This is a genomic window from Iodobacter arcticus (genome assembly GCF_042664895.1).
Taxonomy (GTDB): domain Bacteria; phylum Pseudomonadota; class Gammaproteobacteria; order Burkholderiales; family Chitinibacteraceae; genus Iodobacter; species Iodobacter arcticus.
The window spans coordinates 133,681-147,083 of the sequence record NZ_JBHTBQ010000027.1 but is presented as its reverse complement, the minus strand read 5'-3'; the positions used below and the strand labels follow the sequence as shown (position 1 = coordinate 147,083).

The window sequence follows — 13,403 nt, the reverse complement described above, 5'->3', positions numbered from 1 at the left end:
CAATGAGCAAGCAACTTACTATTCTACCAAGTGGCCAGCAAATCGCCATGAATGATGATGAAACTATTCTAGATGCGGCTATGCGTGGCGGCTTTAATATGGCTTACGGCTGTAAAAATGGCGCATGTGGCTCGTGCAAAGGTCGGGTGATTACCGGTGAAGTTACCCATGGCGATCATGCTGAAAGCGCTTTAACCGCGATGGAGCGTGAAAACGGCTATGCGCTATTTTGCTGCGCCAGCACCGATGCCGATATCACCATTGAGTGTAAAGAAGTCACCGCCAGCAAAGATATTCAAATTAAAACGCTGCCATGTCGTGTGCAAACTATAGATAAAGTCTCGCACGATGTGGCCGTGTTGTCTTTAAAGCTGCCAAGCAGCGAAAAGCTGGCCTTTATGGCGGGGCAATATATTGATATCCACACCAAAAACGGCAAAAAACGCTCGTTTTCAATTGCGAATGCGCCGCACGACGCTGAATATCTGCAGCTGCATATTCGTCATGTCGCGGGTGGTGAGTTTTCCGATTACGTATGGAACACCATGAAAGAGCGCGAAATCATGCGCTTTACCGGCCCGTTGGGCTCGTTCTTCTTGCGTGAAGACAGCGATAAACCAATTTTACTTATTGCAACCGGCACGGGCTTTGCGCCGATCAAGGGGATTCTGGAGCACGCTTTTAACAACGGCATCCAGCGCGAAATCGTTTTATATTGGGGCGCACGCACTCTGACCGATATTTATATGCCTGAGCTACCGTCTGAATGGCAGCAAACGCATCCTAACTTCACTTTTATCCCTGTTTTGTCTGAGCCTAGCGAAAGCGACGCATGGAATGGCCGCACGGGGCTGGTGCATGAGGCGGTGATGAATGACTTTGCTAATCTTGAAGGCTACCAAGTTTATGCCTGCGGTGCGCCGGTGATGGTGGAAGCGGCCTACACCCATTGTGTTTCACGCAGTTTGCCCAGTGATGAATTCTTCTCTGATGCCTTCTTTACTTCCAAGGACTTAGCGAAATAGTTCGGCTTAAAGCTTGCCTTAATGGGCCTGATGAATTATTCTGCGTGCCGTTGCCGATGTAGCTCAGTTGGTAGAGCACCTGACTTGTAATCAGGGGGTCGCGAGTTCGATTCCTGCCGTCGGCACCAGAAAATATTTAAGGGTAAGTTTTGCTTATCTGGCCGTTTAAGTTGTAAAGTTTTACGCCGATGTAGCTCAGTTGGTAGAGCACCTGACTTGTAATCAGGGGGTCGCGAGTTCGATTCCTGCCGTCGGCACCAGTACTACAGCAGTAAAACCTAAGTATCTTTAGGTGTTGTAAAGTTTATGCCGATGTAGCTCAGTTGGTAGAGCACCTGACTTGTAATCAGGGGGTCGCGAGTTCGATTCCTGCCGTCGGCACCAGTATTAACAAAAAGGCCTCAGCTTATGCTGAGGCCTTTTTGCATTTACGCTTCACGAAAGTTTGGAGAGTCGCCCTGCTCGGGATAGAATCGATCCATCTTGAGTTAATTAAATAAGTGAAGAAAAATGGCTATACGCACTGTCATTAAAATGGGCGATCCGCTGTTGCTTGAGCAAGCTGCTCCAGTCGAGACGTTTGGTACGCCTGAATTACACAGCCTGATTAGCGACCTATTCGACACCATGCAGGCTACCGGTGGTGTGGGGATTGCTGCACCGCAGATTGGTGTGAGCTTGCAGGTGGTGATTTTTGGCTTTGATATGAGTGATCGCTACCCAGAGGCCGAAGCAGTGCCGATGACGGTGTTGATCAATCCTGTGCTTACGCCGCTTAGTGATGAAATGGTCGATGGCTGGGAAGGCTGCTTATCAGTGCCAGGCTTACGTGGCGAAGTGCCGCGTTATACCCAGCTGCGTTATCAGGGATTTGATGCCGAGGGTCAGATCATTGATCGCACCGTCAGCGGTTTTCACGCGCGCGTGGTGCAGCATGAGTGCGATCATTTAAATGGCATTTTATATCCGCAGCGGATTAAGGATTTGCGGCGCTTTGGCTATACCGACACGATGTTCCCTGAGCTAGCCTCATGATGTCCCTCTTTTATACGCGTAAGGACTAAGCATGCGTTGCTGGCTTTTCTTATTACTATGCGGCCACGCCATAGCGGGGCCTTTGATGGTGGAGTCTCGCACTATGGCCTGGAAAGCCAAGGCAGAAGATGCGCCTCTCTACGCTGCGGGCTGGGCCAGAGGCGATATCAAAATGCCGTATCTGCTGGGCGGGACTGATGTGGCAAATCGGATTAACGATGTTTTGTATTTATCGGTAGTGGGTATTGCGGCTCCGCTTAAAGCCGGAAAAACTTTTCAGCTTACTGAAAGCAGCGGTGAGCTGGATGGCACTGCATCACTGGATTTTAGCGTGCTGCGTAATGATGGGCGGATTTTCTCGCTGGCGATGAATGCAGAAGGTTGCGGCGCATATTGCGAATCCTATGTGCGTAGCTATAGCTTTGATACAGCAACAGGGCGGGCACTAAGCGCTGTTGATTTGTTTACGCCTAGCGGCTTAGCTGTTGTAGCAAAAGCGATGCAGGCAGAGCGTAAGCGTCGTTATATGGCGCAGATAAAGGACTTAAAGCGGCAACAAGCTGAGTTGAAGCGCAGCCAGCGGGGTGATTTGAGTGATATTGAAGAGCGGATTGCTTTTAATGAAGAGTGCCTGGGGCGAGAGCGCCAGCAAAATAGCCCGCAGCAGGATGTGCTTCGTTATATGCGGTTTTCATTGCCCAAAAATAAAGCCGCTGTTTTTAGCTCTGGGCGCTGCAGTGCGCATGTGAATCGTGCGCTGGATGACGTGGATGAGGTCGATTTAGTCCTTTTGCCTAAGGACTTGGCTGGCTTGCTAAATGCTTATGGCAAGGCTCTTTTATTAGAGCAAGCCAAGGCAGCGCCTCCCGATGATTTATTTGAGCAGGTTTTACACGGAAAAATCGGCAATGCGGCTATCACCATGCGGCTTAATCGCCCCTATGAGGATGGCTCTTTTTCTGGCGTGTATTACTACGAAAAATACCACAAAGTGCTTTCTTTGCGCGGGATAAAAAAAGGCAGCAATTTAGAGTTGACCGAGCAGCTGGCAGAGAGCGATCAGGCTAAAATCAATTTAGATATCACAGCTGCTCAGTGGTTTGGGCAGTGGCTTGGAAACAATAAGCAAGTGCCTGTCATCTTAGGCTGGTAAAACGCGTTGGCAGATGAGGCTGCTCATCTATCTTGGATAAAGGAAGCTAAATCAATGAGTGCTTTGGAAGTAGTAGAAATTAAAGCGTTTATTCCTGCTAAAGACTATGCAATATCTAAGCAGTTTTATCAGGATATGGGTTTTACTCTGGCCTCTGATACAGAGGGTGTTGCATATTTTCATTACGGTAATTGCAGCTTTTTACTGCAAGATTTTTATGAAAAAGATCATGCAGAAAATTTTATGATGCATTTATTGGTTAAAGATGTGGCGGCATGGCATGCACATTTAATGGCACAAGATATGGTGAGCAAATATCAAATTCATATCTCTGATATAGAAACACAGCCTTGGAAAATGCTCGACTTTACAGTAACAGACCCTAGTGGCGTGCTCTGGAGAATTGGCCAGAATATTGCATAGTTTTACAGGGGTGGCTTTAGCCAATCCTATCAACTTAAGCAAAACCTGCGGGAAATGATGCTTTTGTAGGTTGGGTTAGCAGGTTTATTCGCCTGTTTAAAGGGCGGATAAACCAGCGTAACCCAACATTGATGCGCACACAGAATGTTGGGTTACGCGATAAAGCCCGCTAACCCAATCTACGAATTCTCCTTAAGTTGATAGGAGTGGATAAAAGATGCCACGGCCTCCGAAACATTAATACTTTTTCTGCCATGCCGATTTATTAATCAGCAGCGCCAGCAGCATAATCCCCCCGCCAATCATCAAACGTGGAATATCCTGCGCCTGATGCCAGAAGATTAAATTAATTATCAGCCCCACCGGAATATGCATATTATTCATCGCGCCTAAAGTGCCTGCATCGACTAAGCACGCGCCTTTATTCCACCAGTAAAAACCAAGCGCTGATGCGGCAAGGCCTAAGAAGGCTAATACTGCGAATTCCTCCATATGCTGAGGAAGTTTACTGGCATCACCAAAAATTAAAAATGAGGGCAGGGTAACCAGCAGTGCGCCAAGGAAGAAATAGCCAAAGCTGGCTGATTGCGGCTGTTGATCCGGGTAGTATTTATTTAAATATCGATATCCCACTTGCCCAGCGGCAAAGGTGAGATTAGCCAGCTGCAATAATAAAAAGCCATTTAAGGCATGGCTATCAATTTGATTGTAGCGAATCACCAAAGAGCCTAATACGGCGATTAAAGCTGCGGCTAAGGCGCGGGGATTAAAATGCTTTTGCAATAAATCGTCGAGCAGGGTGATATAAATTGGCGTGAAAATCGTAAACAGCAGCACCTCTGCCACGCTTAAAAATTGGAATGACCGATAAAGGCATAAATAGGTGATGCCAAATTGCAGCGCGCCAGCGGCCATCGTGCCCAATTTGCGTACCGTGCTAATGCCTGCCCAGCGGGTAAAGGGCAGAAAAACAAGGCCCGCGATGGCAACACGGCTAAGCACTGCAAAATCGCTATCAACATGGCCTGCCAGAAATACGCCAATAAGATTAAACGATAGAGCCCAAACAACGGTGATAAAGGCGAGATAAGGCAAGAATCTGATCCTTTTCAGCAAAGCTTCTGATTTTAACCGGTTTGCTGCTTTGTAAGCGTGATAAACCGCCATTCTTTTATCTATTCACTTATTCATGTAAACAGGAATTAAGCCAGCAAAGGAATGCTTACAGAAGTTGCCGTACTGCGGCTTGTAATCTAAAAAGAATGGGTAGTTTTAATAAATTAACATACGCTAATTTAACGTAGTTTCGGCTGAGTTGCCTTGCTGATTGATATAGTTTTGCAGCAGAGTGCGCTGTAAATATAGTCTGATGTCAGCGGGCATTTAGGCGGGGCCTTGTACTCACCATTTTGGAGTGTCATCGCAATGAAGATAAGCCATAAAGTAGGTCTGGCTGCTGCGCTGGTATTGTTGCTGACTGCCAGTTTGCTCTCTATCAGCCAAATTAATCAGATACGCGGCACTTTACGTAGCCAGGCCGAATCCACGATTACAGAATCGAGTAATGTACTCGCTAGGCAAATTGAAAACTGGCTGAATGGCAAATTGCAGCTAATTGATTTGGTGGCCCAAAATATTGATGCCAAATACAGCAATGAGCAAATTGAGCAGTCTTTTGCTCTGCCCGGTTTAAAAGATCAATTTTTATTAATGTTTGGTGGCTTGGAAGAAAATGGTGGTAAGCGGATTACCAATGATCCGACGTGGAATCCACCAGAGTGGGATGCACGTAAACGCCCTTGGTATCCTGTGGCCAAAGCAGCGGCTAAGGCGGTGCTTACCGAACCCTATGCGGATGCAGGATCGGGTGAGATTTTAATTTCTGCGGTGGCCAGATTCTCTGATAAAGGGGAATTTAAAGGCGCTTTCGGTGGAGATTTAAGTCTTAAAACGGTTTCAGATGCGGTAAATACGCTGGATTATAATCATGCGGGTTATGCTTTTTTGCTGAGTAAATCAGGCAAAATTATTTCTCATCCCAAGCCGGAATTAAATGGTAAAAGCTATAGCGATTTATTTGATGGCAGCAGCCCTGCATTGGAAAAAACCTTAAGCTCTGCTCAAGGAAGTGGTAAAAAACTTTTAGTCTCTTTTACGCCCCTGAGCAATCTAAAAGGTATGGATTGGTATATCGGGGTAGTGCTGGATGAAGAAATATTAATGGCAGAAGCCAATGCGCTCAGCTGGCGCTCTGCGGTTGGAACGATCGTTGGCGTATTGATTAGTATGCTGGTTTTGGGTTTTTTAATGGCTAAATTACTTAAGCCACTTGAACATTTAAATCAATCCTTGCATGAAATTAATCGGGGGGAAGGAGATTTAACCAGCCGCTTGCCCATTGTGGGTAACGATGAAATTGCCCATGTTTCTCAAGAATTTAATTACTTTTTACAAACCTTGCAGACCTTAATCAGCGAAGTAAAAAATAGCTCGGTTTTGGTCAGGGAAAGTACGGTTTTTACTTCTGATGCGGCCAATCAAGCGTCCGGGCGCTTGCAAGTGCAATTGCAAGAGCTGGATCAGCTTGCAGTTTCTATGCAGGATATGTCGGCAAAAGCAGAAGAAGTGGCAAGTAATGCACAGGCTGCAGCGCAAGCGGCAGTGACGGCGAATGATGAAACTGAAAGTGGTGTGGCCTTGGTATCCCGCTCTACAGAGGCGATTCAGCGCCTTGCCGATGAAATGAACGACACCAGCCAAGCGATTAATGAATTGGCTAAATTAAGTCAGAATATTGAATCTATTTTATCGGTTATTACCAGTATTGCGGACCAAACGAATTTACTTGCGCTGAACGCGGCGATTGAAGCGGCCCGAGCCGGGGAAGCCGGGCGGGGGTTTGCTGTGGTGGCCGATGAAGTGCGTAAATTAGCCTCGCTTACCCAGCAATCTACACGGGAGATTCGCGAGATGATTGATCAATTGCGCACCGGTGTGAAGCAGGCTGAAGAGAGAATGCAGCAAAGCAGTAATACCGCCAGTATTACGGCCACTGAGGCGGGGGCTGCAAATGAAATGCTAGGCCGAATTAGAGAGGGCATTACCCGGATTAATAATATGAATTTGCAAATTGCTATTGCTGCCGGTGAGCAAAGCTCAACCACCGAAGTGATTAACCGCAATACCACTAATATCCGGGATATTAGTCATGCCGTAGCGAATGGGGCAGATAGCCAAGTGAAGCAATGTGCCGTTATGGTTGATCAGGTCAGTAATCAGGATCAATTATTAGACCGGTTTAAAGTGTAATGATGGGCATCACCGCTACAGATCAGGGGTGATGCCTATTTTATTGATTGTTTAGATTGGAAACGCACCTACGCGTTTTAATGTGCCTGAACCCATCATAGATAAATGAGTTTGCGGATCGCCATAGTACTGAATATTGCCCGAGCCAGCCACGCTGGCACTCAGTTTGTTTTGCGCGGCCACAATAATTTGACCCGATCCCGCTACGCTAAGGCTCACTTCTTTGGCTTTTAATTGTGCAGTATCAATTCGGCCAGAGCCGCCAATAGAAATAGACAGCTTATTTGTCATGCCAGCCGCTTTAAATGAACCGCTGCCGCCTAAAGAGAGATCCAGCCCCTCATTTTTTAATGATTGAATTGCTGCACCACCTGAGCCACCTAAATTGACGCTTAAATCAGCAGCATCTAGTTTGTCCAGCAGGATTTTTCCTGAGCCGCCTACATTAATACTGAATTTTTTTGCACTCAATACAGGGGCGGTGATCATGCCAGAGCCGCTTAAATTAAGGCTATTAATATTCTTGACGTGCACAATAATATTGAGTGTTTTCGTTTCTAAATCAAATTTCTTATGGCGGATTTTAAGTGTGCCATTTTCAATGATGGTTTCAATAACCGGAATAATATTATCGTCGCTTTCAATACTGATGCTTTCGGTATTGTCCTGGATAACTTCTACCCGGCCAGTGGTTTCACTGCTAATGGCTGTAAAAGCAGCAAGCGGGCGAGTTTGTTTTTCTATTTTTCCAGAACCCTGAATTGTTTTAGTGAATAGGGAGAAGGCGTGGGCGCTGCTAAATTGAAAAACAAACAGGCCTAGAAAGATGAGGCGAGCGAGGCGGTTCATTTTTATTCCTTACGTTAGTTGTAGAGATAATCCGCTTAAACTGTTAATAATTATGACATGGTCGTAAGTGTTTGGCTGTAGCAATGCGATGCGCTGCGTAAAGCGTGGCATAGATTGTCGTTTTAGTTGCCTAGTTTGCAACTGGCCTGTAGTTGGAAATCCCTGCAGCCACATGGGCAGTTGGCGCAACGCTGGCGGCTGAATCGCAGTGGCCGGTTTGGTCATCAAAAAATAAATCAGGCGCAAATACTTTGAGGAAAGGCCCTTTTTCTAAGCCACCTAAAAAGTAAGCCTCATCCACTTGAATATTCCAGCTCATCAGGGTGCGGATTGCCCGCTCATGAGCGGGTGCGCTGCGTGCCGTTACAAGGGCCGTGCGGATTTTCATGGGCGAGTCGCCAGCATCTTGTTGCAGGCGGTGCAAGGCTTGTAGAAAGGATTTGAATGGGCCGGGTGGTAAAGGCTGCTGAACTTTAGCGCTTTCATGCGCCTGAAAAGCGAGCAAGCCATCTTGCTGGAAAACACGCTCGGCTTCATCTGAAAACAGCACTGCATCGCCATCAAAAGCGATGCGAATTTCATCGGGGTGTTGTTCGGCGCTGGCCGACTTTGGATAAACCCGTGCTGCAGCAAAATCGGCTGCTAGCGCATCGCGCACATCGGCCTCGTCGGCAGATAAAAACAGATTAGCCTGCAAAGGCTTTAAAAATGACCACGCTGGCCGCCCGCGAGTAAACACCCCCCGCAGCAGTGGCAAGCCGTGGGTGTAGCAGGATTTAAATACGCGTAAGCCGCTAACCGGATCGTTGCGCGAAAGAATCACCACTTCCACCCGCTGATGCTCCGGGCTATTAAAGGCTAGCAGTTTTTTGACCAGCGAATAAGCCATACCGGGCGCAGCAGGCTCGTCGATTTTATCCAGCTGTAAGGCCATATAAGGCTGATCGTCTGCCTGATCAAAGATTTGATTTTCGGCTTCAAAATCAAACAGAGCGCGGGATGAAATGGCAATAACTAACTGACCGTCTAACGATGCAGGCATGGGTTGTCTTTTTATGTGGAAGGATTGAGTTTAGGCAAAAATGTAAGTGCTGTGATGGTTTTTTGCAAGTTAGATATGAGACTTTGGCAGGCGGTATTGTTTACGGTAGCTAGCGGGTGAGTTGCCTTTTAGCTCGCTAAACTTACGATAAAACTGGCTAAGGCTGGGAAAGCCACTGTCTTGGGCTAAAGCAGGAATAGATTGCTCGCTGCTGAGCAAAAGCTGGCAGGCGTGGCTGATGCGTATTTGAGCCAGCAGGGCGCTAAAGCTGGTTTTCATTTGCTCAGCAAACAGACGTTTGATGGTGGTGGTGCTGGCTTTGGCGGCAATGGCTAAATCGTTAAGTGTTACTTGCTGGGCAAAATGAGCTTGTAAATAGCCAAGCGCGGCATTTAAGCGCCGGTCTTGCACATCACGCAGTGGCTCACCTTGCAAAAGCCGCTGTTCTGGGTCTTGTTGTAAGTGGGATAAAATCTCTAGCAGGCAAGTTAGCCGTGCTAGGCCACGTAGCTCGTGCAGTTGAGTAAAACGCGGTGCAAGTTCGGCGCAGATGGTCTGGCTAAAAATCACTCCCATACGGATTTGACCCAACCATTGGCAAAGCGGCAATAGCTCGGGTGCGCCTTGCTTGGCTAAGGTTTGTAACCAGCCAAGCGTAAAGTAAGCCACTTGCACTTCTTTTGAGCCGCCTTCCGCTGCTGAGGACCAGGTATGTGCTTGGTTAGGAGCAACGAGGGCTAAATCTAACTCGGTAAATGGGCTGGCATCGCTGCCGATATAGCGTGTGCCGTAGGCGTGCTGGGTGAAGGTGAGCTCGAACTCTGGGTGGTAATGCCACTGAAATGGGCATATCTGATCTTTGGTGTAATGATACTGCCAGCCTTGCCCCTGAGTGCTTCTCACCCATTCTCTGATTAACATCTTGCTGCTCGAATATGGAATGAGCTGATTGTAGAAGAAATAGATCTGGCTCTGGAACTTTAAGCAAAAAATATAGGGCAGAATTTGCGCATTCAAAGGAGATTTGCATGAGCAATACGATGGTCTTAATGGCGCGCGCTTTTATATTTGATATGGATGGCACACTGGTTGATTCATCAAGCAAGGTAGAAGAGGTCTGGTCTGCTTGGTGTCAGAAGCAGGGTGTGGATTTAAATCAGGTGATGGCGATTCAGCAGGGCGTGCGTTCAGAAGACACGATCCGCTGTGTTGCTCCCCATCTGGATGCCGCTCAAGAAGGGCGCTGGGTTGATCAATACCAGTCGGGTGATTGCGAAGGGATTATAGAAATCCCCGGAGCCGCCAAACTACTTGCCGCCTTGCCCGAGGCTTGCTGGACGGTGGCCACTTCGGCGGGCTTAGCGCTGGCCAGTAATCGATTGGGCTATTGCCAGCTGCCCGTGCCTCCACATATTGTGTGTGCAGAAGACGTCAGCGCAGGTAAGCCAGACCCTCAAGCCTATCTTTTGGCGGCTAGCCGATTAAATTTTGCACCGAGCGATTGCATTGCTTTTGAAGATGCACCCGCAGGCGTAGCCAGTGCCTTGGCTGCAGGCTGCGCCGTGGTGCAGATTGGCGGAGCACATAAATTGCATCCAGATGTCTTGGCGGTGTTGCCAGATTGGCAGGGTGTAACGGTGGCGGTGGATAATGGGTCTTTATTCTTGAGTCTTCCAAAATGAGCACTTTGAATTTACTGGGCTTTGCTGCTGGAGCTTGCACTACTGCGGCATTTATTCCGCAAGTGTGGCAGGTGTGGTCTACCCGCTCTGCAAAAGATATTTCGCTGGGTATGTATCTGGTGTTTGTAATGGGGGTGCTGCTCTGGCTGGTTTATGGCGTATTTACCAAAGAGCTACCGCTGATTATTGCCAACGCCATTACGCTTGCCCTCGCTGGGGCGGTATTGGGAATGAAATTGTATTTTGAGCGGAAGTAATTATGAGGGCGAGCCGGTACTTATTAGGGCGCGCAAGGACTTGCATGCCCTGTACTCGCCTTCTCCTTTGCACTGCTTAATCCAGCACCGCCTCAATCTCAGATGCAAAGGCAATGGCCATTCCGCCAGAGCCAATATTAACCCCGGCGGTGGTGCTCATTTCGCAAAGCAGCAATTGCACGGCGTATTGTTTGCAGGCGTGTTTTAATTTTTGATAGGCAGGCATATCGGTGACTACAGCAGGATCGCCGCCGTAGCTTACGCAAATGGTGGGTGCAATCAGGCCGCGTTCAAGATGAGCTTGGGCTAAAGAAAATAGCTTTTCTACACCCGCATTAAAGCCATGAATGCGTGCAACCGGTGTTGTTTCGCCGCGATAGGCGCGCACAACGGGTTTAATATCTAATGCGCTGCCCAGTGCATAGGATAAAAAGCCCACACTTTTATCGCCTTTACGCCGTGCCTGATGGCGTAATTGGCCTAAATCGGCAGGCATTAAAAAACCTTGTGCGGTTTGTGTTAATCGCTCTATATGCTTGGCTATTTCTGAGCAGGGTGCTTGCAGGCTAATTAAACGGGCCACTTCTGCCACTACTAAGCCTTGGCCGGCAAAAATATTGGCGCTATCAAATACCCGTAATGAAAAAGGCTTGGTGATATGGGCTTGTTCCCGAATAGGCCGGTATTCGGTGAGAACGGTTCTGGCTGCCTGGCTGCAATGATTAAAAATTTGGCTGCGGGATTGCATTACCGTTAAGCAAAATACGGAATCAAATTCTAAAACAAGACGTGATAAAAATAACTCGCGGATTTGCTCGGCGGATAAGGGCTCTGATTCAAAATCAGCAACACCTGCCGCAGCTTGGCGGCGATAAAAATCGCGTGTAGCAGCGGGGTCACGGTTGTCAATAAAAGTGCTGTCATTGCCATGAATGGTAATTGGCAAAATAACAATCTGGTGCTGATCTAAAAAATCGCGAGGTAAATCGCAGCAGGAGTCCGTGACTAAGCCAATACGCATTGTTATCTCCTCAGGGGCATGATTTAGAATGACCGTCTTATGCGGTCTTTAAAACAAGGCAGTGCATTTTAAACGCATGATTTAGAGATATGCGCAATGCAATTTATCACCATCATCTCAGTTCTATTACAGGGATAAACCCTTATAAAAATAATTCGGTCATAAAATCATGTTCTGCTGCTTTGTCAAGATTCGAAAATATGCTTTTAAAACAAGGCCTATTTACTTGCTTTGAGTGTCCGCTCAATATTTGCCCCTGCAACGATGCAGAGGTGTTTTACAATAATCCTTTTTGCCCTTCACGGAGACTTCAGCCATGCCCGTTAATCTGCCTACACTCGATCCTAGCCAGCTTTATCCTGTTGCCGGAGTAGAACTCGGTATTGCCTCGGCAGGCGTTAAAACGGTTGGCCGTAAAGATGTGCTGGTGATGCGATTAGCCAAGGGCAGTCGCGCTGCTGGGGTGTTTACACTGAATAAATTTTGCGCCGCACCGGTGCGTATTTGCCGCAGCCATCTCGCCGACACGGGCGAGATTCGTGCCCTTGTGGTGAATACCGGCAATGCCAATGCGGGCACGGGTTTGGATGGCTATGAGCGCGCTAAAGAAATCTGCTTTGCACTGGCTGAGCGCTTGGATATCAGCCCGGCGCAAGTGCTGCCGTTTTCCACCGGCGTAATTTTAGAGCCACTACCGGCCGCTAAAATCATTGGGGCACTGGATGCGGCCATTAGCGATCTAAAACCAGCGAATTGGTTTGAGGCCGCCAATGCCATCATGACTACCGATGTGGCGCCTAAAGCCGCGAGCAAGAAAATTGTGCTGGATGGCAAAACCGTGACTCTGACTGGGATTAGCAAGGGCGCGGGCATGATTCACCCGAATATGGCGACCATGTTGGGCTATCTGGCCACCGACGCCGCCGTATCGCAGGCCGTGTTGCAAGAATTAGTCAGCTGGTCGGCGGATCGCTCGTTTAACTCGATCACGGTGGATGGTGACACCAGCACCAACGACAGTTTTATTTTGATGGCTACAGGGCAAGCGGGTAACGCCGAAGTGGCAGACACCCGCAGCGCAGATTTTATAACGCTGCGCGATGCGGTATTGGAAATCAGCCAAACACTGGCTAAAGCGATCATTCGCGATGGCGAAGGCGCAACCAAGTTCATCACCATTAATGTAGAAGGCGGCACCACTAGGGCTGAATGCAAGGCCGTTGGCTACGCCATTGGCAGATCGCCTTTGGTGAAAACAGCATTCTTTGCTTCTGATCCTAATCTGGGCCGTATTTTGTGCGCGATCGGTTATTCGCAAGTTGAAAATCTGGATGTGGATAAGCTGGAGGTGTGGCTGGATGACGTGTTGGTCGCCAAAGACGGTGGCCGCTATGCTGGCTATAAGGAAGAAGATGGCCAGCGCGTGCTGAAGCAATCCGAAATCAGCATTACTGTAAAACTAAACCGTGGGCTGGAGTCTGCCACCATCTGGACTTGCGATTTCTCTTACGACTACGTAAAAATTAATGCGGATTATCGTAGCTAAAATGTAGGGTGGGCACGTTGTTGTGCCCACGCATTAACCAAAGTCTGAATGTATGGCGAGT

General features: G+C 48.0%; 13 protein-coding genes and 3 tRNA genes. 11 read left to right on the top strand and 5 right to left on the bottom strand.

What is annotated here, in order from left to right:
• Positions 1-2: 2 nt before the first annotated feature.
• The 7 genes from ACFQNF_RS13475 to ACFQNF_RS13445 all read left to right on the top strand — a co-directional run bounded on the left by ACFQNF_RS13475 (position 3) and on the right by ACFQNF_RS13445 (position 3,636).
• Positions 3-1,025, top strand: a complete 1,023-nt coding sequence (locus tag ACFQNF_RS13475) for a CDP-6-deoxy-delta-3,4-glucoseen reductase (RefSeq protein ID WP_380188462.1) — start codon at positions 3-5, stop codon at positions 1,023-1,025.
• A gap of 52 nt (positions 1,026-1,077) precedes the next feature.
• Positions 1,078-1,153: transfer RNA gene (locus tag ACFQNF_RS13470), tRNA-Thr, on the top strand.
• Positions 1,154-1,209: 56 nt separating this feature from the next.
• A tRNA-Thr gene (locus ACFQNF_RS13465) sits at positions 1,210-1,285 on the top strand.
• Positions 1,286-1,333: 48 nt separating this feature from the next.
• A tRNA-Thr gene (locus ACFQNF_RS13460) sits at positions 1,334-1,409 on the top strand.
• A 126-nt stretch (positions 1,410-1,535) separates the two neighbouring features.
• Positions 1,536-2,060: a peptide deformylase gene (gene def / locus ACFQNF_RS13455; protein WP_380188461.1), complete on the top strand. Its 525-nt coding sequence runs from the start codon at positions 1,536-1,538 to the stop codon at positions 2,058-2,060.
• 31 nt (positions 2,061-2,091) lie between these two features.
• Positions 2,092-3,213: a hypothetical protein gene (locus tag ACFQNF_RS13450; RefSeq protein ID WP_380188460.1), complete on the top strand. Its 1,122-nt coding sequence runs from the start codon at positions 2,092-2,094 to the stop codon at positions 3,211-3,213.
• Between the two features lie 6 nt (positions 3,214-3,219).
• Positions 3,220-3,636: a VOC family protein gene (locus ACFQNF_RS13445; RefSeq protein ID WP_380188459.1), complete on the top strand. Its 417-nt coding sequence runs from the start codon at positions 3,220-3,222 to the stop codon at positions 3,634-3,636.
• Positions 3,637-3,873: 237 nt separating this feature from the next.
• On the opposite strand, the gene ACFQNF_RS13440 is transcribed toward ACFQNF_RS13445, so the two are convergent.
• Positions 3,874-4,731 (bottom strand): EamA family transporter, encoded by an 858-nt coding sequence (locus ACFQNF_RS13440; RefSeq protein ID WP_380188458.1) that lies wholly within the window; start codon positions 4,729-4,731, stop codon positions 3,874-3,876.
• Between the two features lie 330 nt (positions 4,732-5,061).
• On the opposite strand from ACFQNF_RS13440, the gene ACFQNF_RS13435 reads away from it, so the two are divergent.
• Positions 5,062-6,945: a methyl-accepting chemotaxis protein gene (locus tag ACFQNF_RS13435; protein ID WP_380188457.1), complete on the top strand. Its 1,884-nt coding sequence runs from the start codon at positions 5,062-5,064 to the stop codon at positions 6,943-6,945.
• A 51-nt stretch (positions 6,946-6,996) separates the two neighbouring features.
• Here ACFQNF_RS13435 and ACFQNF_RS13430 read toward each other — a convergent pair whose 3' ends face one another.
• The 3 genes from ACFQNF_RS13430 to ACFQNF_RS13420 form a co-directional block, all read right to left on the bottom strand.
• Positions 6,997-7,794 (bottom strand): head GIN domain-containing protein, encoded by a 798-nt coding sequence (locus ACFQNF_RS13430; protein ID WP_380188456.1) that lies wholly within the window; start codon positions 7,792-7,794, stop codon positions 6,997-6,999.
• A 130-nt stretch (positions 7,795-7,924) separates the two neighbouring features.
• Positions 7,925-8,836, bottom strand: coding sequence for a 5'-nucleotidase (locus tag ACFQNF_RS13425; RefSeq protein WP_380188455.1), 912 nt, complete (start codon positions 8,834-8,836; stop codon positions 7,925-7,927).
• 69 nt (positions 8,837-8,905) lie between these two features.
• A complete protein-coding gene (locus tag ACFQNF_RS13420) occupies positions 8,906-9,757 on the bottom strand; it encodes an AraC family transcriptional regulator (protein WP_380188454.1) in 852 nt (283 codons plus the stop codon).
• A 107-nt stretch (positions 9,758-9,864) separates the two neighbouring features.
• Here ACFQNF_RS13420 and ACFQNF_RS13415 point away from each other — a divergent pair, with 107 nt between their 5' ends.
• Positions 9,865-10,518, top strand: a complete 654-nt coding sequence (locus ACFQNF_RS13415; protein ID WP_380188453.1) for an HAD-IA family hydrolase — start codon at positions 9,865-9,867, stop codon at positions 10,516-10,518.
• The gene (locus ACFQNF_RS13410; protein ID WP_380188452.1) at positions 10,515-10,775 is read left to right on the top strand and encodes a SemiSWEET transporter; all 261 of its coding nucleotides are present in this window, start codon (positions 10,515-10,517) and stop codon (positions 10,773-10,775) included. The genes ACFQNF_RS13415 and ACFQNF_RS13410 overlap by 4 nt, the downstream gene beginning before the upstream one ends.
• 76 nt (positions 10,776-10,851) lie before the next feature.
• Here ACFQNF_RS13410 and ACFQNF_RS13405 read toward each other — a convergent pair whose 3' ends face one another.
• Entirely contained in the window at positions 10,852-11,796 is a 945-nt protein-coding gene (locus ACFQNF_RS13405) for a DegV family protein (RefSeq protein ID WP_380188451.1), read from the bottom strand.
• A 316-nt stretch (positions 11,797-12,112) separates the two neighbouring features.
• Between ACFQNF_RS13405 and argJ the strand changes: the two genes are divergently transcribed.
• A complete protein-coding gene (gene argJ, locus ACFQNF_RS13400) occupies positions 12,113-13,342 on the top strand; it encodes a bifunctional glutamate N-acetyltransferase/amino-acid acetyltransferase ArgJ (protein ID WP_380188450.1) in 1,230 nt (409 codons plus the stop codon).
• Positions 13,343-13,403 lie beyond the last annotated feature (61 nt).